Origin of the sequence: Streptomyces sp. DG2A-72, from assembly GCF_030499575.1 — a bacterium.
Classification (GTDB): Bacteria; Actinomycetota; Actinomycetes; order Streptomycetales; family Streptomycetaceae; genus Streptomyces.
The window spans coordinates 5,842,555-5,863,415 of sequence record NZ_JASTLC010000001.1 but is presented as its reverse complement, the minus strand read 5'-3'; the positions used below and the strand labels follow the sequence as shown (position 1 = coordinate 5,863,415).

The window sequence follows — 20,861 nt, the reverse complement described above, 5'->3', positions numbered from 1 at the left end:
GGGAACTTCCCCTCCCTGTCCTTCCGCAGCTTAGTCCCGCAAGCGGGGACCGCTCATTCCAACTGCCGACACCGTCGATGGCCTCCTGACCCCGCTAACGCCGACATCTGCTCCAACCCGATGGTGCGAGACGATGTTCCCGCAGGCCAGGCAGTTACCCTCACCATCAGTACGCCGATGGCGAACGTGAGACGCCCTGTCCTGCGTGTCGCCCCCTCTCACTAGGGATGTCTTACCCGCGCGCACCGACAGTCCATGCCGCGTGCACGGGTTCCCTCCGCTACGGGCGAACAACCTTGCACTACCCCATACCCCCTCACGCCCCCTCTTCCAGCACTCTGTGCACTCACGTGAACACCCAGCGTAACTCGCATGCTCCTTCGGCAGTTGCGCTTGGCATGGTTGCCACCGGCCGCTCGGCTTCGCCCGCAATCTCCACGGTTTCCACAGCAGTCCCCTTCCCCCGGCGACCGCTCGATCCGAGCGATCAGGTCCGCCGGTGGTACGAGAACGAACTGGGATGGGCCACGGTGCCCGGGATTCCCGTACGACTTCCCCTGGGCCTGCGCTTCGACGTCCTGGACGTGCCGGCCGAGGCGGGCCGGTCCGCGCTGCGCCACCTGGCGCCGGGCTCCCCGGTGGCCGTACAGGGCGACCGGATGCGGCTGCTGGTGGCCGCGGGCAGCAGGGAGGAGCTGCCCGGGCTGCTGGACTGGCTGGAGTGGGGCACGCTGGCGCTCGACCTGACGGCTACCGGCGAGGGCGGCCTCATGGACGCACCCGTGCCTCCGGGATGGGGCTCCGCCACGGGAGCCCGGCCGCCGTCGACCGGGTCCGCAGCCCTCCGGGGGGCCGCCGTGTGGCTGCGACCCCCCGAGCCGGGATGCGAGGTCGAAGCCTCGCTGCCGACGCTGTCGGCTTTGGGGGGCGGTGGAGACGCCCCCGATCTCGTGCGACTTCTGGACACGGTGGCAACCCACTGCCACCGATTGCGGCTGCGGCGCGCTTGCGCTCAGCCATTGGCCTTGTCATAGGCCTCGCGATCAGGCGTTCGCCTTCTCGTATGCCTCGCGAATGGTCGCGGGAACACGGCCGCGGTCGTTGACCTCGTAACCGTTCTCCTTCGCCCAGGCACGGATCTGCGCGGTGTCCTGGCTGCCACCCGAAGCGGCACGCGCCTTTCCGCGTCCACCCGAAGCACGGCCCCCGGTACGCCGACCACCCTTCACGTAAGGCTCGAGAAGGCCGCGCAGCTTGTCCGCATTGGCGGTCGTGAGATCGATCTCGTACGTCTTGCCGTCCAGCGCGAACGTCACGGTCTCGTCCGCCTCGCCGCCGTCGAGGTCGTCGACAAGAAGGACCTGAACCTTCTGTGCCACCGGATTTCCTTTCATCGATAACTTGAGGGCCTGGGGTCTGCGGCGTCTGCCGTTTCGCCGTCCCCTGTTATATGCAGTACTGCAGTACATCGGAAAGCAAACCGCTTTTGCTGGAAAAACACAAACCCCCGGGAGAGACCCACAGGTCATCACCGGTCCGGAAACATGCGCGTTTCGGACATAGGGAACCTGGGCAGCACAGTCCGCTTGAAATCTCGTTGGCGATCACAGATGCAGAAGCATCCGGCTGTTGCCCAAGGTGTTCGGTTTCACTCGTTCGAGACCGAGGAACTCCGCGACGCCCTCGTCATAGGAACGCAGCAGCTCCGCGTAGACGTCGGTGTCAACAGGTGTCTCGCCGATCTCGACGAAGCCGTGCTTGCTGAAGAAGTCCACTTCGAAGGTCAGGCAGAATACGCGCCGAACGCCGAGCCAGCGCGCCGTGTGCAGCAACTTCTCCAGCAACTGATGCCCGACACCGGCACCCTTCAGGCCGGGCTTCACCGCGAGAGTGCGCACTTCGGCGAGGTCTTCCCACATCACATGCAGCGCGCCGCAGCCGACCACGTCGGCGTTGTCGTCCCGTTCCGCGACCCAGAACTCCTGGATGTCCTCGTAAAGGGTCACCGTGGCTTTGTCGAGCAGGATCCGGTCGCGGACGTAGGTGTCGAGGAGTCGACGCACCGCCGGTACATCGCGGGTGCGGGCCCGGCGGACAGTGATGGCTTTTGCGGTGACTTCGGGACGCTCTGCTGACATGAGCGGACGCTATCGCCCGCCCGCCTCCGGCGCCGAGCCGGGGTTCTCCCCGCCGGTATCGCGTTCGGCGCTATCGGTGGCGCCGGCCTCTTCGGTGGGTTCGGCGGATTCTTCCGGGTCTCCGACGACGCGGATGGCGTCCCGCAGGGCCTGCCGCTGTTCGTCGCTCATCATCCCGAAGAAGGCGACGAGAGCGGCGGCCGGGTTGTCACTCTGCGACCAGGCCTCGTTCATCAGCGCGGCGGCGTAGGCGGCCCGGGTGGAGACCGCCTCATATCGATAGGCCCGGCCTTCCGCCTCGCGGCGCACCCAGCCCTTCTGATGGAGATTGTCCAAAACGGTCATCACCGTGGTGTAGGCGATGGACCGTTCCTGCTGAAGATCTTCGAGGACTTCTCGAACGGTCACCGGGCGGTTCCACTTCCACACCCGCGTCATGACCGCGTCTTCGAGTTCTCCCAATGGGCGAGGCACAACTCGACACAATAGTGGGAGATCTCCGTATTGGCGTCCGGGACGGGCACATGGAGAACAAACGGGAACGAAAAGGGCGTACGGCTCGAAAGTGCCCGTGGGGCACGGGAGCCGTACGCCGTACGTCAGGCGTCGGTGCCGGAGGGGGTCTGGCGGGCGCCCTCCACGCGCGCGATGGCGGCGTCGACGGCCGCGTCCTCCTTGGCCTTGTTGGCCCCGCCCTGGCTCCTCACGATCACCCGGATCACACCGATGAAGAACACGGCCATCACGGCCGGGGGCAGCAGCGCGGAGACATAGTCCATGCGACCAGGGTAGCCACGGGGCGGGGAGCGGACGGTGCCGGGTTGAGGGTTTTCGCCTGCCTGTACCGAAGCGTGGCACTCAGCCTGCGACGACGAGCTGCCGTGACGGGTTCGCGGGTGGCGGGGCGGGTTTGCGGCGCGGGAAGACCTCGCCCGGGGTGGGGATGGGGCGAGCGGGCTTCGGGGCGGCAGGGGCGGGGGCGGGCGGCTTGGGGGCCGGCTTCTCGATGGGCTTCTTCTCGGGCTTACGTACGGGCTCCTCCCTCGCGTCCGCGGCGAGACCGCCGGGAAGGGCTGTGAGGCGCGTCCGGGAGGCCGGGGCGCGGAGTACGAGGGGCGTCGGGGATCGCCCCGCACGGGGCGCGAGACGGGCGCGTACGCCCCTCCCACCCGGCTCATCCCGCGCGTCCTGCTGGTCCCGCCCGTCCTGCTGGTCACGCCGGTCCCGCTGCTCCCGCCCGGCGAGCTTTCGGCAGCGGTCGAGGAGGGCGGCCGCGGCAGGGTTGCCGCGCAGCGCCCGGAGTGCGGTGAGGTCGTCGGGGACGGGCCGGTACCCCGCGCGCAGCGCCTCCCCCAGCAGCGCGAGGTAGCCGGCGGCGGTGCCGGGCAGGGCGGTGCGGTACCGGGCGACGTCAGCCACCAGGAAGGCCCGCATCCGCGCCCCCTCACGCATCGCCTCGTCGAGGGACTCGGCAAGGCGGAGGCAGTCCTGGACGTCCTCGGCCGAGACCGGGCTGGGCTGAAGGGCGAGGGCGAGAGCGCGGCGGAGCACACGCAGCTCCTCCACACCGAACGCCATGCCGCCGCGGTATCCGTATGGCGTGGGCATGAGGTGACGATACGCGCTAATCAGACAATCCCGGCCACATCCCCCGGGTGTGGCGCAAGAGCCACCCACCCGGACGCGACAACCACGAGACCCACCGTCCCGCCCCCCTGACTACTCGGTTCCGGTCGGCACACTGCAGCTCACCCGGTGCCTCTCCATGCCGCCCGCCATCGCCCAGCCCGTCCGGCGCTTCAGTACGACACATGCCATCCCGAGCCTCTCGCCCGGGGCGCCCAGCACCGGCCCGCACAATCCAACCGGCCCGGCGTTTGACGCCGCGGGAAGCCATCCCGAGCCCTCACCCACCCGCCGAGGGCGTACCACCAGCGCAGGCCCACACAAGCCAGCCCGCCCGGCATCTCAGCGCCGAGCCGCATCATCCAGCCCGCCCGGCGTTTGACGCCGCGGGAAGCCATCCCGAGCCCTCACCCACCCGCCGAGGGCGTACCACCAGCGCAGGCCCACACAAGCCAGCCCGCCCGGCATCTCAGCGCCGAGCCGCATCATCCAACCCGCCCGGCACTTCGGGACGCCGGTCCGCACAATTCAGCCCGTCCGGCGTTTGAGGACGAGGCCGTTCAGGCCGAAGCGGGGGTCTGGGGGCGGCAGCCCCCAGGGATGGGACGGGTAGGGGCGGCGGGGGCGAGGAAAGTCTGGGGCGCGCCGGACGCGGGGTCACATGCGCGAGACGTTCCGCTCGTAGACCAGCCGCAGCCCGATCAACGTCAGCCAGGGCTCATGCTCATCGATCACCGAGGACTCACCCAGCACCATCGGCGCCAGCCCACCCGTAGCGATCACGGTCACATCATCCGGATCCTCGGCCAACTCCCGCGCCATCCGGTTCACCACACCGTCCACCTGCCCGGCGAACCCGTACACGATCCCCGACTGCATCGCCTCGACCGTGTTCTTGCCGATCACGCTCCGCGGCCGCGCCACCTCGATCTTCCGCAACTGCGCGCCCTTGACACCGAGCGCCTCGACGGAGATCTCGATACCGGGCGCGATGACCCCGCCGATGTACTCCCCGCGCGCGCTGACCGCGTCGAACGTCGTCGCCGTACCGAAGTCCACGACGATCGCGGGCCCGCCGTACAGCTCGACCGCCGCCACGGCGTTGATGATCCGGTCCGCGCCGACCTCCTTGGGGTTGTCGGTGAGGATCGGCACGCCCGTCTTGACGCCCGGCTCGACCAGTACGGCCGGCACATCGCCGTAGTACCGCCGCGTCACCTCACGCAGCTCGTGCAGCACACTCGGCACGGTCGCGCAGATCGCGATCCCGTCGATGCCGTCGCCCAGCTCGTCTCCGAGGAGCGGATGCATGCCCATGAGGCCCTGCAGCAGTACCGCCAGCTCGTCGGCCGTACGGCGTGCGTCCGTGGAGATCCGCCAGTGCTCGACGATGTCCTCGCCGTCGAACAGGCCGAGGACGGTGTGCGTGTTGCCGACGTCGATCGTGAGGAGCATGACTTACTCCGCCTCACGGAGGTCGAGGCCGATGTCCAGGATCGGCGAGGAGTGGGTCAGGGCGCCGACGGCGAGGTAGTCCACGCCGGTGTCCGCGTACGCCTTCGCGTTCTCCAGGGTGAGGCGCCCGGAGGCCTCCAGGGCGGCCCGGCCGTGCACGAGGGCCACCGCCTCCTCGCACTCGCCCGGCGTGAAGTTGTCCAGAAGGATCAGGTCGGCGCCGGCGTCCACGACGTCGCGCAGCTGGTTCAGGGTGTCGACCTCGACCTCGATCGGTACGTCGGGGAAGGCCTCCCGTACAGCCTTGAAGGCCTGCGCGACGCCGCCCGCGGCGACCACGTGGTTGTCCTTGACCAGGGCCGCGTCGGACAGCGACATCCGGTGGTTCACGCCGCCGCCGCAGCGCACCGCGTACTTCTCCAGCGACCGGAGCCCCGGCGTCGTCTTCCGGGTGTCGCGGACCTTCGCCTTCGTGCCCTCCAGAACGTCCGCCCACGCGCGCGTGGCGGTCGCGATGCCCGACAGGCGGCACAGGAGGTTCAGCGCGCTGCGCTCGGCCGTCAGCAGGTCACGCGTGCGCGTGGTGACCGACAGGAGCTTCTGCCCGGCCTCCACCCGGTTGCCGTCGTCCACATGCCGCTCTACGGCGAACTCCTCCTCGCAGACCACGGAGAGCACCGCTTCGGCGACCCGGAGGCCCGCCACGACGCCCGCCTCGCGCGCGGTGAAGTCGGCGGTGGCGACGGCGTCCTCGGGGATGGTCGCGACCGTCGTCACGTCGACCCCGTGGTCGAGGTCCTCCTGGATGGCCACGTTCGCGATGTCCTCGACCTCCACGGGGTCGAGTCCGGCCTCGGCCAGGAGCTCGGCGAGCGCGGGATCGAGCCCGCACTCCAGGTACTCGTCGCCGGTGTCCGCACCGCAGGCGCAGCCGTCGCCGCAGCCGTCGTCCTGTGCGAGGGGAAGGTCGGGGGTATCCACTGCTGTCACTGCTCCTGGGGACGCTGCGCCGGATGGTGCTGCCGGGTCGGGGGGAAGTCTGCGGTATCGGTGGGGTGTACGGCGAGTGTGCGGTCCGGATTCAGCCGTACGACGATGTGGCGCCGCCATGCTGTGTCGTCGCGCTCGGCGTAGTCCTCGCGCCAGTGGCAGCCACGGGTCTCCTCGCGCTGCCGGGCGGCGGCGACCAGGACGCGGGCCACGCACAGGAGGTTGGTGGCCTCCCAGGTGTCGACGCCGGGCTCGGCCGTCTTGCCGTTCTCGTGGAGGGCGCCACGGGCGTCGGCGTGCAGCTGCTGGAGCTGTTCGGCGGCCTTGGCGAGGGAGTCGGCGGAGCGCAGGACGCCCGCGCCCTCGGTCATGATCCGCTGGATCGCGAACCGGGTCTCGGGCTCCAGCAGGGGGTGCTCGGGTACCTCGGGGTACGGCACCGGGTGGGGCACGCGCGCGTGGAGGCCGTTCTCGGCGTGGCTCGCCGCGATGTCCTCGGCGATGCGCTCGGCGTAGACCAGGCCCTCCAGGAGGGAGTTGGACGCGAGCCGGTTCGCGCCGTGCACGCCGGTGCAGGCGACCTCGCCGCACGCGTACAGCCCGGGGACGGTCGTACGGCCGTGGGAGTCCGTGCGGACGCCGCCGGAGGCGTAGTGGGCGGCCGGGGCGATCGGGATGGGCTCGTGGACGGGGTCGATGCCGTGGGCGCGGCAGGCGGCGAGGATCGTCGGGAAGCGGTGCTCCCACATGTCGGCGCCGAAGTGCCGGGCGTCTAGGAACATGTGCTCGGCGTCCTGCTCCTGCATGCGGCGCATGATGCCCTTGGCGACGATGTCCCGGGGCGCCAGTTCGGCCAGCTCGTGCTGTCCGGTCATGAACCGCACGCCGCCGGCGTCGACCAGGTGGGCGCCCTCACCGCGTACCGCCTCGGAGACGAGGGGCTGCTGGCCCTCCGCGTCCGGGCCGAGGAACAGCACGGTGGGGTGGAACTGCACGAATTCGAGGTCGGAGACCTCCGCGCCCGCGCGCAGGGCGAGCGCCACGCCGTCGCCGGTCGACACGGACGGGTTCGTCGTCGCCGAGAAGACCTGTCCCATGCCGCCGGTCGCGAGGACGACCGCGGGGGCATGCACGGCCCCCACGCCGTCGTGCTGGCCCTCGCCCATGACATGCAGCGAGACACCGGCCGTACGGCCGTCGGCGTCCGTCAGCAGGTCGAGCACGAGCGCGTTCTCGATCGTACGAAGCCCACGCGCGCGTACCGCCTCGACCAGCGCCCGGGAGATCTCCGCGCCGGTCGCGTCGCCTCCCGCGTGCGCGATACGGCGGCGGTGGTGGCCGCCCTCGCGGGTGAGTTCCAGCTCTCCCTCGGAGGACTCGTCGAAGTGGGCGCCCGTCTCGATGAGCCGCCGTACGGCGTCCGGGCCCTCGGTGACGAGGATCCGTACGGCCTGCTCGTCGCACAGGCCCACGCCCGCGACGAGCGTGTCGTCCTGGTGCTGCTCGGGGGTGTCGCCCTCGCCCAGGGCCGCGGCGATGCCGCCCTGCGCCCAGCGGGTGGAGCCGTCGTCGAGGCGGGCCTTGGTGACGACGACCGTCGTGAGGCCGGCGGCCTCGCAGCGCAGGGCCGCGGTGAGGCCGGCGACGCCGGATCCGACGACCACGACGTCCGCGGAGATGGACCAGCCGGGGGCGGGGGCGTGCAGTCGTATGCCGGTACTGGTCACGAGGCGGCTCCGAAGGTTCCGAACGTGAGGGGGATGTTGTCGATCAGCCGGGTCGTCCCGACCCGGGCGGCGACAGCGAGGACGGCCTCCCCGGTGAAGTCGTCCGCGACCTCGGTGAAGTCGGACGGGGCGACCAGGGCCAGATAGTCCAGTTGGAGCGGCGGGTTGAGGCGGGCCGCCTCGTCGAGGACCAGGCGGGCGGCGGCACGGACGGCCGACGGGCCACCCGGCACGGCCTTGGCGACCGCGTGCGCGTCGGCCGCCGCGCGGGACTCCCCTATGGCGCTGAGCGCCTCGGCACGCGCGCGCGTGGCGGGCACTTCGCGAGCCCGCGCGCGCAGCGCCTCCTGCGCCGCATGCCGGTCGAGACCCGCGAACAGCGCCTGGGACAGCGCGAGGGCCGTGCGCCGTTCCTGGGGCGACAGATAGCGGTTGCGGCTGGACAGGGCCAGCCCGTCGTCCTCGCGCACGGTCGGTACGCCGACGATCTCGACGCCGAAGTTCAGGTCCCGCACCATCCGGCGGATCAGGGCGAGTTGCTGGGCGTCCTTCTGGCCGTACAGGGCGATGTCGGGGCGGGTGAGGTGCAGCAGCTTGGCGACGACGGTGAGCATGCCGTCGAAGTGGCCGGGGCGGGAGGCGCCCTCCAGGCGTTCGCCCATGGGGCCGGCGCTGATGCGGACCTGGGGTTCGCCGCCCGGGTAGACCTCGTCCACGGACGGGGCGAACACGGCGTCCGCGCCAGACTGTTCGGCGAGCTTGAGGTCGGCCTCCAGGGTGCGCGGGTAGCGGTCGAGGTCCTCGCCCTTGCCGAACTGCAGCGGGTTGACGAAGACGGTGACGACGACCTCGCCGTCCGGGCCGGCGATCTCGCGCGCGGTGCGGATCAGGGTGGCGTGGCCCTCGTGCAGGGCGCCCATGGTCATCACGACCGCGCGACGGCCTTCACGCGCGCGTGCGTGCAGCTCGCCGGAGGTGCGCAGCAGGGCGGTGGTCATCGGGCGTCCCCTTCGGTCCCGTTGGTCCCGTCGGCGAGTACCCCCAGCAGGTCCTCGGCCAGCTCCGGCTTCAGCAGACCGTGGGCGAGCGCCCGGTCGGCGGTCGCGCGTGCCATCGCCAGATAGCCGGCGACGGCCTGGGGGGCGTGCCTGCGCAACTCGCTGACGTGCGCGGCGACCGTACCGGCGTCCCCGCGCGCGACGGGCCCGGTGAGGGCGGCGTCGCCGGAGCGCAGGGCGTTGTCGAGCGCGGCGCCGAGCAGCGGTCCGAGCATCCGGTCCGGGGCCTCGACGCCGGCGGCGCGCAGCAGCTCCATGGACTGGGCGACCAGCGTGACCAGGTGGTTGGCGCCCAGCGCGAGGGCCGCGTGGTAGAGCGGCCGGTTCTCCTCGGCGATCCACTCGGGCTCGCCGCCCATCTCGATGACGAGGGCCTCGGCGGCCAGCCGCAGTTCGTCGGGTGCGGTCACGCCGAAGGAGCACCCGGCGAGGCGCTGGACGTCCACAGGAGTGCCGGTGAAGGTCATCGCTGGGTGCAGGGCCAGCGGCAGCGCGCCGGCGCGCAGAGCGGGGTCCAGGACCTTCGCGCCGTACCGCCCGGAGGTGTGCACGAGCAGCTGCCCCGGCCGTACGGCGCCGGTCTCGGCGAGGCCCTCCACGAGCGCGGGCAGGGCGTCGTCCGGGACGGTGAGCAGGACGAGGTCGGCGCGATCGAGGACGTCGGCGGGCGGTACGAGCGGCACGTCGGGCAGCAGCAGCGCGGCCCGCTTCCTGGAAGCGTCGGAGACTCCGGAGACGGCTACCGGGCGGTGTCCGGCGAGTTGGAGGGACGCGGCCAGCGCGGGTCCCACGCGACCGGCGCCGACAACGCCGACGGTGAGCCGCGCGGGGCGGTCCTTGGGGTCTGGCTGTTGGACTGTACTCACGCGACGGAGGCCTTCCCGTTCCAGTCCGCTCTGGGTACCGGACGATTTCTCGTCATGTTAACGCGATCGGTTGCCGGGGCGTCCGGTTGTCCACAGGCTGTGGGCGGCCACACTTCGAGTCGCGTCGACTGCCGAAAGGCGGGTACGGAAAGGCGGGTACGGAAAAGTGGGTGCCCGCATGAATCACCGACCGGCATGATCCGTCGCATGAGCGACACATCGGAGCAGGCCACGCGACAAGCCGAACCGGAGTCGGACGACGAGCGGCGCAAGCGACGCCGTGAGCGGCGCATCAGCGCCTACCGGGGCGCGGAGCGCGTGTTCGCGCGCACCAGCGTGCTCAGCACGCTCCGGGAGCGTCTGGCGGTCCTGGAGGCCGTCGAAGAGGTGTACGACCTGGATCAGACGGCGGACTTGTACGGCAACGGCGTCGTCGAGGCCTTGGAGGAGAAGGTCGCCGGTCTGCTCGGCATGGAGGCCGCCGCGTTCTTCCCGACGGGCACGATGGCGCAGCAGGTCGCCCTGCGCTGCTGGGCGGGCCGCACCGGCAGCCCCGTGGTGGCCCTGCACGCGCTCGCCCACCCCGAGGTCCATGAGCGCAATGCGTTTCGCGAGGTCAGCGGCCTGCGCCCGGTCCGGGTGACGAGCGAGCCCCGGCTGCCGACCGCCGCCGAGGTGCGCGACTTCGAGGAGCCCTTCGGGGCGCTGATGCTCGAACTGCCCCTCAGGGACGCCGGTTTCGTGCTGCCCTCCTGGGAGGAGCTCACCGAGATCGTCGAGGCGGCGCGGGAGCGCGACGCGGTGGTGCACTTCGACGGCGCGCGCCTGTGGGAGACCACCCTCCATTTCGGCCGCCCCCTGGACGAGATCGCGGGCCTGGCGGACAGCGTCTACGTGTCGTTCTACAAGTCGCTGAACGCTTTCGGCGGGGCCGCCCTCGCCGGCCCCAGGACGCTGGTGGAGGAGGCCAAGGCCTGGCGGCACCGGTACGGCGGCACAGTCTTCCAGCAGTTCCCGACCGTACTGTCCGCCCTCGCCGGACTGGAGCGCGAGCTGCCCCGGCTTCCCGAGTACGTGCGGCACGCGCGCGTGGTGGCCGCCGCGCTGCGCGAGGGCTTCGCGGCGGCCGGGGTGCCCTGGACGCGCGTCCACCCCGAGGAGCCGCACACCAACGAGTTCCAGGTCTGGCTGCCGTACGACGCCGATGTCGTCGCCGACGTCGCGGTCCGGCACGCCGAGGAGACCAGGACCGTGCTCTTCGCCCGGTCCTGGGAAGCATCCGGCCCGGGGCTCGCCGTCACGGAGATCGACGTACGGGCCGCGGGCCTGGAGTGGACGGCCGAGGACGTGAAGGCGGCGGTCGCCGACTTCGCCGCCCGGCTGATCGCGCAGGTCAGCAGGTAGAGCGCGGGCGCAGACGCAGCCAACGGCCCAGGGCCTGCCGTAGCCGGCCGTGGGCCGGACGGCCCGCGAGGACCGCGCGGAAGTGCCGGTGGTCACGGAGTTCGCGGATGACCTGCCAGTCGTGCGCGCCGGGCGCGGGCGGGTCGGGCTCGCCGAGCTGCAGGGCGCGATAGGTGTCGAGGACGTGGTACTGGGTGATGCTCATGGCGGATCGCCTTCTCGGGTTCTCGGGACGTAGGAATCGGGCTCCGCGGCTGCCCCGGATGTCCCAGGTTGCGTCGCTGCCACCGTGACGTCGCGTCGATTGACGGCCGCCGTCAATCGGAGACCGCGTTGTCAGTGGCGGGGTGCACCATGAGGGCATGAGCGTGAGCATCGACATCGCGGGGCTGCGGCCGGAGAGGGTCGCCGTCGTCCCCTCACCCCTGGCCGAACTCGGCATGGCGCTGCACGCGCTGTCCGAGCCGGGGCACCATCCGGGCCTGCAGGGCTGGGTGACGAGCGTGACCGCCCGGCTCGACTCGCCTCTGGCGGACCGCATGTGCGAGGCCGACTTCCTGTGGCGGACGACGTTCTCGGACCTCTTCCTGCCCTATGCGGGTATCCCGGGCGGCGCCACGCTCCCCGGCGCGACGCTCGCCGCGGAACTGGACCTGCTGGACAAGCTGACGGACGAGCAGTTCGTGGACGCGGCGCTGGAGTTCACCTGTGCGCTGCCGTACGAGGTTGCGGGCCCGCCCGTGCTCGCCGACGCGGAGTTGCGCCGCCGGGCCCTGGAGCTGGCCGCCGCGCGCGGGCCGCAGCAGTTGCGGTTCAGCCGACGGCTGTTGGACGATCCGCCGCGGATCCGGGCCTGGTTGCGGCAGTTCCTCCAGGACTGCGACGAGGCGTTCTTCGCGGACACCTGGTCGCGGCTGCGCCACCAGCTCACGGCCGACGCCCGCCACAAGACCGATCTGCTGCGGCACAAGGGCCTGGGTCAGGCGCTGGCCGCGGTGTCCCCGGCGGTGGTGCTCGACGAGGCCGCCGGACGCATCACCATCGACAAGCTCCGCCAGAGCCACATCTGCGACCGGAGCCTGCTGCTCGTGCCGACCAGCCTGGGCTGGCCGCATCTCCAGGTGCTGCACCGGCACGGCTGGCAGCCGGTCCTGCACTACCCGGTCGGCTCCCCTGAACTCGCCGCGCCGCCCTCGGTCGAGCAGCTGACCCTGCGGATGACCGCGCTGTCCCACCCGGTGCGCATGCAGCTGTGCCGGAATCTGGCCCGCACCACGTACACCACGAGCGAACTCGTGCAGATCCACGGCATGACGGCCCCAGAGATATCCCGGCACCTCAGCGTGCTGAAGAAGGCGGGCCTGATCACCACCCGGCGACGTGGGCGGTATGTCCTGTACCAGCTGGACGTCACGGCGATGGCCCGGCTCGGCAGCGACTTCCTGGAAGCGCTGCTCAGGTAGCCGTCGGCCCTGTCAGTCGAACCGGATGTGCTTGATTCCGATCCGCGCCTGCCTCAGCCGGGTCCGCACCGGGCCCTCGGTGTTCGGCCTGAGCGTCAGACCGGCGAGCACGGCGATACGGTCCGCGGTCTTGGGCACGGTCGTGTGGTCGGTCCACAGATGCTCGGCGAACTCCGCCTCTTGGAGCCGCTCCAGGCAGTGGTCGAGCTTCCGTACCGCCCAACTCTCCCAGCGCAGGGGGACGTTCTTTCCGCCGACGTACGTCAGGAGGTGTCCGAAGTTGCGCTCCCGCAGCCGCTTCAGGACGGTTTCGCGCTGCGCGAGGAGGGTGAAGTGGTGTACGCCGTGGCCGAGTTCACGCAGCCGGCCGACGGTCTCCCCGAAGTAGCCGGAATCGGTGACCGTCATGGGCGCGATCACCACGCCGTCGTGCTCGGTGAGGGCGAGATCGAGGGTCTCGACGACGCCCTGCCGCCAGGACGTCAAGTCCTGGAAGTCCTTGCGTAGTTGTGGCGGCAGCGTGCGGTTCAGGCCGAAGCCGACGTGCTCGGGATCGCAGACGACACTGCCGGGCAGACGCCGCTGGATCTCGTACGCGGTCTGTGTCTTGCCGCCCCCGAAGGGGCCATTGATCCACAGGAGCATGCGCCGACCCTACCGAGGCCCGCGCACCCCCAGTCAGCCGTGTCCGCCGGCCCGCACCAGCCCCGTCTCGTACGCCAGGACCACCACCTGGACCCGGTCCCGCAGCCCCAGCTTGGTGAGGATGCGGCCCACATGCGTCTTGACGGTCGCCTCGGACAGCACCAGCCGGGCAGCGATCTCCCCGTTGGACAGCCCTTGCGCGACCAGCACCATGACCTCGCGCTCGCGGTCGGTGAGCCGCTCCAGCGCCTTGTGCTGCGGCTCCTTGCCGGCGCTGGGCAGCATCGGCGCGAACCGGTCGAGCAGGCGCCGGGTCGTCGAGGGGGCCACGACGGCGTCGCCGCTGTGCACGGACCGGATGGCGGTCAGCAGCTCCCCGGGCGGCACGTCCTTGAGCATGAAGCCGGACGCGCCCGCCTTCAGCCCCGAGAAGGCGTACTCGTCGAGGTCGAAGGTGGTCAGGATCAGCACCTTCGGCGGGTCGGGCTCGGCGCAGATGCGGCGCGTGGCCTCGACACCGTCGAGCTTCGGCATGCGTACGTCCATCAGCACCACGTCGACGGGGGTCGAGCGCACCACTTGAAGCGCCTCGACACCGTCGCCCGCCTCCGCGACGACCTCCATGTCCGGCTGGGCGGCCAGCACCATCCGGAACCCGGTGCGCAGCAGCACCTGGTCGTCGACGAGCATCACGCGGATCGTCATCGGGGCCTCTTCCGTTCTCGTCTGTCTCGTCTGATGTCTCGTGGGGCCCGCGTCTGCGGGGGCGTGACAGGTGTCAACAGGGGGCGTGCGTCGATGTCAGTGCGCTGGTTTGAGCGGGAGCAGCACACTGATGCGGAAGCCGCCGCCCGGGCGCGGGCCCGCGTCCAGGGTGCCGCCGACCATACCGACCCGCTCGCGCATCCCGATCAGGCCGTGCCCCTGGCCGTCGGCGCCACCCTCTTCGTACAGCTCGTGCGGGGCGCCCTTGCCGTCGTCCTCGACCAGCAGGCCGAGGCCGTCGTCGAAGTAGACCAGGCGCACGCTGGCGCCCGCGTTGGGCCCGCCGTGCTTGCGGGTGTTGGTGAGCGCCTCCTGCACGATGCGGTACGCGGTGAGCTCGACGCCGCTGGGCAGCGGTCGGGGGGTGCCCTCGACCTTGAAGTCGACGGGCAGTCCGGAGGTGCGGCACTCCTCGATCAGCTCGTCGATCTGCTCGACGTCGGGTTGCGGGACGTACTCACCGCTCTCCTGGTGCTCGCCGGTGCGCAGCACGCCCAGCAGGCGGCGCATCTCGGCGAGAGCCTGGCGGCCGGTGGAGGAGATCGTCTCCAGGGCCTTCTTCGCCTGGTCGGGCGCGGAGTCGAGGACGTAGGCGGCGCCGTCGGCCTGGACCACCATCACCGACACGTTGTGGGCGACGACGTCGTGCAGCTCACGCGCGATCCGGGCGCGTTCGGCGGCGACCGCGACCTTGGCCTGCGCCTCGCGCTCCTTCTCGAGCCGGGTCGCGCGCTCCTCGAGCTGCTCGTAGTACGCGCGGCGGGTGCGGATCGAGTCGCCGAGCACCCAGGCGAGCGCGAACGGCACCGTCATGAAGATCATCAGTGCCACGGTGCCCAGGACGCCGGCGTCCCGCTCCGGCCAGCGCACCTGCGCCAGGGGCGCCGCGAACAGGCCCACGGCCAGGGCGAGCCGGGAGGCCCAGCGGGCGCCGGTCGCGGCCACGGTGTAGGTGATCGCCAGGAAGGCGAAGTTGGCGGGTGTCGTCGCCACGTTCAGCGCCAGCTGCGCCGCCCCCACGCCGATGGCCAGCAGTAGCATCTTCTCCGGCATGCGCCGGCGCAACGCGATCACCAGGCACAGCAGGATGACGACCGGGACGATGGCCGCCGGGGAGTCGGTGCCCGGAGCCTCCTCGGCGCCCAGCCGGGCGACCTCGGCCATCCCGGAGATCCCGAGAAGGAGGACGGCCCAAAAGCTGTCCACCCATGTCGGGTGTCTGCGGAGGAAGTCATAGAGGCGCTGCACGTAACCCAGCGTAGGGAAGCATGATGCGTGCAGGGGTCAACCGGAGGGCCGATCCGCATCGGGCGCGCATACTCCGCAAGGTGGAGGCTCCGTTCCCCTGTGCGCTTAACCTGACGGCGTGACGGACGAGACGGCGGGGCACTGGCGCGGTTGGCGGGCGGCGGCCGAGGCCGCCCTGTACGGGCCGGACGGCTTCTACCGCAGGCCCGAGGGCCCGGCCGGCCACTTCCGTACGTCCGTGCACGCGTCGCCGCTCTTCGCCGGGGCCGTGGCCCGGCTGCTGTGCCTGGTCGACGAGGCACTGGGCGGGCCCGAGGCGCTCGACTTCGTCGACATGGGGGCCGGGCGCGGGGAGCTGGTCACCGGCGTGCTGGCCGCGCTGCCCGCCGGCGTGGCCGCCCGCACGCGCGCGTACGCCGTCGAGGTCGCCGACCGCCCCGCGGGCCTCGACCACCACATCGAGTGGCTCAGCGCACCCCCGCAGGGCGCGACCGGGCTGCTGTTCGCCAACGAGTGGCTGGACAACGTGCCCGTGGAGGTGGCCGAGGTCGACTCCTCAGGCATACCGCGGCTGGTGCTCGTCCGGGAGGACGGGGCCGAGCTGCTCGGTGAGCGCGTCTTCGGTGCGGAGGCGGAGTGGCTCGGCCGGTGGTGGCCGCTGTCGGCCGAGGAGGGGCTGCGCGCCGAGATCGGGCTGCCCCGGGACGAGGCCTGGGCGGCGGCGGTCGCGACGCTCGACCGGGGGCTCGCGGTGGCCGTGGACTACGTGCACACGGCGGACGCCCGCCCGCCGTTCGGCACGCTCACCGGCTTCCGGGAGGGGCGCGAGACGCGGCCCGTGCCGGACGGGTCCTGCGACATAACGGCGCACGTGGCGCTGGACGCGTGCGCGCCTCTCGACGCACTTCCCGGCGCACTCCTCGTGCGCCAGCGCGAAGCGCTGCGCGCCTTGGGCATCGCAGGCGCTCGGCCCCCGCTCGCGCTGGCGACCACACACCCCGCGGCCTACGTGCGTGCCCTCGCGAACGCGGGAGAGGGCGCCGAACTCACAGCGGTCGGCGGCCTCGGCGACTTCGGATGGCTGGTGCAGCCGGTTGGAATTCCGAACCCGCTCACCTAGGGGCTCCTACTTGTCGATGTCCCCGACCACGAAGAACAGCGACCCCAGGATCGCCACCATGTCCGCGACCAGCGTCCCCGGCAGCAGCTCCACCAGCGCCTGGATGTTGTTGTACGACGCCAACCGCAGCTTCATCCGGTACGGCGTCTTCTCGCCCTTGCTGACGAGGTAGTAGCCGTTGATGCCGAGCGGGTTCTCGGTCCAGGCGTACGTGTGGCCCTCGGGCGCCTTGAGGACCTTGGGGAGCCGCTGGTTGATCGGGCCGGGCGGCAGCTCGGCGAGCCGGTCCAGGCAGGCGTCGGCGAGGTCCAGGGAGTTGTGGGTCTGCGCCAGGAGGCACTCGAAGCGGGCGAGGCAGTCGCCTTCCTGCCGGGTGACGACCTGGAGGGTGTCCTGGAGTTCGCCGTACGCGAGGTACGGCTCGTCGCGCCGCAGATCGAAGTCGACGCCTGAGCCGCGCGCGATCGGCCCGCTCACGCCGTACGCGTGGACGGTCTCCGGCGCGAGGACGCCCACCCCTCGCGTGCGCCCGCGGAAGATCTCGTTGCCGAGGACCAGGTCGTCGAAGCGGTCCATACGGGAGCGCAGGGCCGCGACGGAGGCACGCGCGCGCGTGGTCCATCCCGCGGGCAGGTCCTCCTTGAGGCCGCCGACGCGGTTGAACATGTAGTGCATACGCCCGCCGGAGACCTCCTCCATGACGTGCTGGAGCTCCTCGCGCTCGGTGAAGGCGTAGAAGATCGGAGTGATCCCGCCCAGCTCCAGCGGATACGAGCCGAGGAACATCAGGTGGTTGAGCACCCGGTTCAGCTCCGCGAGCAGCGTGCGCGTCCACACCGCGCGCGGGGGGACCTCCATGCCGAGCATGCGCTCCACGGCGAGGACCACGCCCAGCTCGTTCGAGAAGGCCGACAGCCAGTCGTGGCGGTTGGCGAGCATGATGATCTGGCGGTAGTCGCGCGCCTCGAAGAGCTTCTCCGCGCCGCGGTGCATATAGCCGATCACGGGCTCCGCGCTCGTGATGCGCTCCCCGTCGAGGGTGAGCCGCAGCCGCAGCACGCCGTGCGTGGACGGGTGCTGGGGCCCGATGTTGAGCACCATGTCGGTGCTCTCCGCGGCACCGCCGATACCGACCGTGGTCTCCGTCGTAGGAGTCATGGCCCCAGTCTCCCCTACGTACGCTTGCCGTATGGAGACGGGGAGCCGGGAGAACCCGGAGGCGGCGGAGGTCGAGCCGACATGGATCGGGCTGCCCCCAGGGCTGCTGCGGATGCGCAGGCTGTTGCTGGTGGTGTGGCTGGGGCTGCTGACGGCGGCCACCGGTCTGCTGCTCGGTCTGTTCACGGGTCCCGCGTGGGCCGCGTTCGCGCTGCTGCCGCTGGCCCTGCTGATATGGGGCTGGGTGATGATCGAGCGCAACTGGCGCTCCTGGCGGTACGCCGAGCGCGCCGACGACCTGCTGATCAGCAGGGGCGTGCTGTGGCGCGAGCTGACCGTCGTCCCCTACGGGCGGATGCAGCTGGTCGAGGTCACCTCCGGGCCCGTCGAACGGCACTTCGGGCTGGCCAGCGTGCAGCTGCACACCGCGGCCGCCGCGACCGACGCGACGATTCCGGGGCTCGATCCGGTCGAGGCGGAACGGCTGCGCGACCGGCTCACCGAGCTGGGCGAGGCACGATCGGCGGGGCTGTGACGGCGCCGGGCGTCGACGGCGCCGTACGCGAGAAGCAACCCGTCACCGAGCGGCGGCTGCATCCCGTGACACCGCTGAGGCGGGCGTGGGCGCCGGTCGCCGTGATCATCGGGTGGGCGTTGCACGACCCCGACCAGACGCAGCGCCAGCTGACCAGGCTGACGACGACCACACTGCTGATCGCGCTCGCCGTGATCGTCCCGGCCGCCGCCCTGTACGGCTTTCTGACCTGGTGGTTCACGCACTTCGCGGTGACCGACACCGAACTGCGCATCCGTACCGGCCTGTTGTTCCGGCGCGCCGCGCACATCCGGCTCGAACGCATCCAGGCCGTCGACGTCACCCAGCCGCTGCTAGCGCGGGTCGCGGGCGTCGCCAAGCTCAAACTCGACGTCGTCGGCACGGACAAGAAGGACGAACTGGCCTTCCTGGGCGCGGACGAGGCGCGCACGCTGCGCGCCGAACTGCTCGCGCGCGCGGCGGGTTTCGCGCCCGAGACGGCGCACGAAGTCGGGGAAGCACCGGCGCAGGAGCTGCTGCGCACGCCCCCGGGCGTACTCGCCGTCTCCCTCGTCCTGACCGGCGCGACCTGGGGCACCCTCGCCGCCGCGCTCGTCGTACCGCCGCTGATATGGCTCGCCACCCACAGCGTGTGGACGGTCCTCGCGGTCGCCCTGCCGCTGCTGGGCGCGGCGGGCGCGAGCAGCGTGGGACGGTTCGTCGCGGAGTACGACTGGACGGTCGCCGAGTCCCCTGACGGGCTGCGCATCGACCGCGGGCTGCTGGACCGCGTCCACGAGACGGTGCCGCCGGGGCGGGTGCAGACCGTACGGATCGTGGAGCCGCTGCTGTGGCGGAGGCGTGGCTGGGTGCGGGTCGAGCTGGATGTCGCCGGGTCCTCGAACTCCCTGCTGCTGCCGGTCGCCCCGCGCGAGATCGCCGAGGCCGTCATCGCGCGCGTGCTGCCCGGGGTGACGGTGCCGCCGTCCCTGTCCCGGCCGCCGCGCCGCGCCGGCCGGTGCCTGCCGCTGTGGTGGCGCGGCTACGGCATCGCGGTCACCAACACGGTCTTCGCCTCCCGGCACGGCCTCCTGCGGCGGAGCCTGGCCCTCGTACCGCACGCGAAGGTGCAGAGCGTACGGCTGGCTCAGGGGCCCTGGAAGCGCGTCTGGCGGCTTGCGGACGTGCATGTGGACACGGGGGCCAACAAGACCGTCACAGCGCGGCTGCGAGACGCTGAGGAGGCGGCGGAGCTGCTGCGCGGGCAGGCGGAGCGGTCACGGACGGGACGCAGGGACGCGCGGCCGGACCGGTGGATGGCGTGAGCCGCCCAGCTGCGGGCGACTTCAGGAAGCCGCGCTCCGCAGCCCCTGCACGTCGATCTGCTCCGTCTCGTCGTGCGCCGTCAGATCGATGACCTGCCCGACACCGCGCGACTCCGCGTCCGCCGGCTTGAACTCCGCCTCGGTCTCCGCCTTGTGGAGCGCGAGCGCCTCCTGGCCGACGACGTCGGCGAGGTCCTCGTTCTGCACGGCTTCCAGCGCGGCGGCCTCCGACTCCAACTCCGTCTTCGTACCGAAGAAGTCGAAGCCGCCCTCGACCGCCGGACGCCGCACGGGCGACGCCGGTACGACGGCCACCGCGGTCGGCACGGTGAAGTGTCCGGAGGGCTGCTGCGCGGACGGGGCCGACTTGCCCATGGAGGTGGCGGTCGCGCGCTCGTGCCCGTCGACCGCCTCGGGCTTCCCCTGCGCTTCGTCCTCCTGCACGGCCTCCCCGGCACCGGCCTTCACCGGCTCCTGCCCGCCGGGAGCGCCGCCCTTGGGCGAACCGTCGTCGTCGGGGGAACCCTTGGGAGCATCGTCGCCTCCCTTGGGGGCACTGTCGGCGTCCCCCTTGGACGCGGCCTCGGCGTCCCCCTTGGACGCGGCCTCGGCGTTCCCCTTGGGCGCGGCGTCGGCGTCACCCTTGGACGCGGCCTCGGCGTCACCCTTGGACGCACTGTCCGTGTCGAACTTCGCCAACGCCACCTTGGCGCGCAGGAAAAGCTTGGACCCTTCCGGAGAGAACACCGCGGGAGCCACCGGCTCGACCTGCTCTGCCTGTCCCGTCTGCTCGTCCTCGGCGGCGTCCACCTGCTCGGCGGATTCACCTGAGGCAGCCACCGCGTCGGTCTCCTCCTCGGGAGCGGACGCCTGCGCCGGCACGGGCGGCAGCGCACGGGCCGGCGTAGTGGTGGCCTCTATCTCCAGCAGACGGCGGCCCTCCAGGGCGGTCGCGCGCTCGGTCTCCGCGGTGGCGTACCGGCGCAGCAACGCCGCGTGCTCGTTGCGCAGTCCGGCCAGCTCCGCACGCTTCGCGCGCAGCCGCTGCTCCAGCTTGACGCGCAGTTCGCGGGACTCCTCGAGGTCCGTCTCGAGTTCGGCGACGCGCTCCTCGTGCCGCCATTCGTCGCTCGCACGCGCGCGCGTGAGGTCGGCGACCTGCTTGCCGGCCTGTGTGTCCCAACGGCGCAGCACGACCGCGCCGATGACCGCCGTCGCCGCGGCGGCCGCGGCAAGACCGCGGAGCACCGTCGGTTCCGAGAACGCCCAGGGGCCGAGCGCGCAGACGACCGAGACGCCTGCGATCGCCGACGGAGGCAGGAGCCTGTGCAAGGGCGG

The 20,861-nt window shown here is 71.6% G+C and carries 22 protein-coding genes; 6 read left to right on the top strand and 16 right to left on the bottom strand.

Annotated elements, in window-relative coordinates:
* The first annotated feature begins 398 nt into the window (after window positions 1–398).
* The gene (locus QQY66_RS27985; RefSeq protein ID WP_301983041.1) at window positions 399–1,034 is read left to right on the top strand and encodes an SCO3374 family protein; all 636 of its coding nucleotides are present in this window, start codon (window positions 399–401) and stop codon (window positions 1,032–1,034) included.
* 9 nt (window positions 1,035–1,043) lie between these two features.
* Here the strand turns inward: QQY66_RS27985 and QQY66_RS27980 are convergent, their stop codons facing one another.
* The 10 genes from QQY66_RS27980 to QQY66_RS27935 form a co-directional block, all read right to left on the bottom strand.
* Window positions 1,044–1,379, bottom strand: coding sequence for an Lsr2 family protein (locus QQY66_RS27980; RefSeq protein ID WP_210577987.1), 336 nt, complete (start codon window positions 1,377–1,379; stop codon window positions 1,044–1,046).
* Between the two features lie 225 nt (window positions 1,380–1,604).
* Window positions 1,605–2,138: an amino-acid N-acetyltransferase gene (locus tag QQY66_RS27975; protein ID WP_301983040.1), complete on the bottom strand. Its 534-nt coding sequence runs from the start codon at window positions 2,136–2,138 to the stop codon at window positions 1,605–1,607.
* 9 nt (window positions 2,139–2,147) lie between these two features.
* Entirely contained in the window at window positions 2,148–2,612 is a 465-nt protein-coding gene (locus QQY66_RS27970) for a BlaI/MecI/CopY family transcriptional regulator (RefSeq protein WP_301983039.1), read from the bottom strand.
* A 125-nt stretch (window positions 2,613–2,737) separates the two neighbouring features.
* Complete coding sequence (locus QQY66_RS27965; RefSeq protein ID WP_301983038.1) at window positions 2,738–2,917, bottom strand: hypothetical protein; 180 nt, start codon at window positions 2,915–2,917, stop codon at window positions 2,738–2,740.
* Window positions 2,918–2,996: 79 nt separating this feature from the next.
* A complete protein-coding gene (locus tag QQY66_RS27960) occupies window positions 2,997–3,716 on the bottom strand; it encodes a hypothetical protein (protein ID WP_301987518.1) in 720 nt (239 codons plus the stop codon).
* Between the two features lie 705 nt (window positions 3,717–4,421).
* Window positions 4,422–5,219, bottom strand: a complete 798-nt coding sequence (locus QQY66_RS27955) for a type III pantothenate kinase (protein ID WP_301983037.1) — start codon at window positions 5,217–5,219, stop codon at window positions 4,422–4,424.
* Window positions 5,220–5,222: 3 nt separating this feature from the next.
* Window positions 5,223–6,200: a carboxylating nicotinate-nucleotide diphosphorylase gene (nadC, locus tag QQY66_RS27950; protein WP_301987517.1), complete on the bottom strand. Its 978-nt coding sequence runs from the start codon at window positions 6,198–6,200 to the stop codon at window positions 5,223–5,225.
* Between the two features lie 5 nt (window positions 6,201–6,205).
* Window positions 6,206–7,936, bottom strand: a complete 1,731-nt coding sequence (locus QQY66_RS27945; protein WP_301983036.1) for an L-aspartate oxidase — start codon at window positions 7,934–7,936, stop codon at window positions 6,206–6,208.
* A complete protein-coding gene (panC, locus tag QQY66_RS27940; RefSeq protein WP_301983035.1) occupies window positions 7,933–8,934 on the bottom strand; it encodes a pantoate--beta-alanine ligase in 1,002 nt (333 codons plus the stop codon). The genes QQY66_RS27945 and panC overlap by 4 nt, the downstream gene beginning before the upstream one ends.
* Entirely contained in the window at window positions 8,931–9,860 is a 930-nt protein-coding gene (locus QQY66_RS27935; protein ID WP_301983034.1) for a Rossmann-like and DUF2520 domain-containing protein, read from the bottom strand. Before QQY66_RS27935 ends, panC begins: the two co-directional genes overlap by 4 nt.
* Before the next feature lie 207 nt (window positions 9,861–10,067).
* Here QQY66_RS27935 and QQY66_RS27930 point away from each other — a divergent pair, with 207 nt between their 5' ends.
* Window positions 10,068–11,264: a low specificity L-threonine aldolase gene (locus QQY66_RS27930; protein WP_301983033.1), complete on the top strand. Its 1,197-nt coding sequence runs from the start codon at window positions 10,068–10,070 to the stop codon at window positions 11,262–11,264.
* On the opposite strand, the gene QQY66_RS27925 is transcribed toward QQY66_RS27930, so the two are convergent.
* Window positions 11,254–11,469, bottom strand: a complete 216-nt coding sequence (locus QQY66_RS27925; protein ID WP_301983032.1) for a hypothetical protein — start codon at window positions 11,467–11,469, stop codon at window positions 11,254–11,256. The genes QQY66_RS27930 and QQY66_RS27925 overlap by 11 nt on opposite strands.
* Before the next feature lie 157 nt (window positions 11,470–11,626).
* On the opposite strand from QQY66_RS27925, the gene QQY66_RS27920 reads away from it, so the two are divergent.
* The gene (locus tag QQY66_RS27920) at window positions 11,627–12,727 is read left to right on the top strand and encodes a DUF5937 family protein (protein WP_301983031.1); all 1,101 of its coding nucleotides are present in this window, start codon (window positions 11,627–11,629) and stop codon (window positions 12,725–12,727) included.
* Between the two features lie 12 nt (window positions 12,728–12,739).
* Here the strand turns inward: QQY66_RS27920 and QQY66_RS27915 are convergent, their stop codons facing one another.
* The 3 genes from QQY66_RS27915 to QQY66_RS27905 form a co-directional block, all read right to left on the bottom strand.
* Window positions 12,740–13,372 carry an ATP-binding protein gene (locus QQY66_RS27915; RefSeq protein WP_301983030.1) on the bottom strand — a complete coding sequence of 211 codons (633 nt, stop codon included), beginning with the start codon at window positions 13,370–13,372 and terminating at the stop codon, window positions 12,740–12,742.
* Window positions 13,373–13,405: 33 nt separating this feature from the next.
* Window positions 13,406–14,077, bottom strand: coding sequence for a response regulator transcription factor (locus QQY66_RS27910; RefSeq protein ID WP_301983029.1), 672 nt, complete (start codon window positions 14,075–14,077; stop codon window positions 13,406–13,408).
* A gap of 96 nt (window positions 14,078–14,173) precedes the next feature.
* Complete coding sequence (locus QQY66_RS27905) at window positions 14,174–15,385, bottom strand: sensor histidine kinase (protein WP_301983028.1); 1,212 nt, start codon at window positions 15,383–15,385, stop codon at window positions 14,174–14,176.
* A 118-nt stretch (window positions 15,386–15,503) separates the two neighbouring features.
* Here QQY66_RS27905 and QQY66_RS27900 point away from each other — a divergent pair, with 118 nt between their 5' ends.
* Window positions 15,504–16,505, top strand: coding sequence for an SAM-dependent methyltransferase (locus tag QQY66_RS27900; RefSeq protein WP_301983027.1), 1,002 nt, complete (start codon window positions 15,504–15,506; stop codon window positions 16,503–16,505).
* A 6-nt stretch (window positions 16,506–16,511) separates the two neighbouring features.
* On the opposite strand, the gene QQY66_RS27895 is transcribed toward QQY66_RS27900, so the two are convergent.
* Window positions 16,512–17,663 carry an NADH-quinone oxidoreductase subunit D gene (locus QQY66_RS27895; RefSeq protein WP_301983026.1) on the bottom strand — a complete coding sequence of 384 codons (1,152 nt, stop codon included), beginning with the start codon at window positions 17,661–17,663 and terminating at the stop codon, window positions 16,512–16,514.
* A 31-nt stretch (window positions 17,664–17,694) separates the two neighbouring features.
* Here QQY66_RS27895 and QQY66_RS27890 point away from each other — a divergent pair, with 31 nt between their 5' ends.
* Together QQY66_RS27890 and QQY66_RS27885 are read left to right on the top strand one after the other, a co-directional pair.
* Window positions 17,695–18,198, top strand: coding sequence for a PH domain-containing protein (locus tag QQY66_RS27890; protein ID WP_301983025.1), 504 nt, complete (start codon window positions 17,695–17,697; stop codon window positions 18,196–18,198).
* Complete coding sequence (locus QQY66_RS27885) at window positions 18,195–19,523, top strand: PH domain-containing protein (protein ID WP_301983024.1); 1,329 nt, start codon at window positions 18,195–18,197, stop codon at window positions 19,521–19,523. Before QQY66_RS27890 ends, QQY66_RS27885 begins: the two co-directional genes overlap by 4 nt.
* A 21-nt stretch (window positions 19,524–19,544) precedes the next feature.
* On the opposite strand, the gene QQY66_RS27880 is transcribed toward QQY66_RS27885, so the two are convergent.
* The gene (locus QQY66_RS27880) at window positions 19,545–20,855 is read right to left on the bottom strand and encodes a hypothetical protein (protein WP_301983023.1); all 1,311 of its coding nucleotides are present in this window, start codon (window positions 20,853–20,855) and stop codon (window positions 19,545–19,547) included.
* Window positions 20,856–20,861 lie beyond the last annotated feature (6 nt).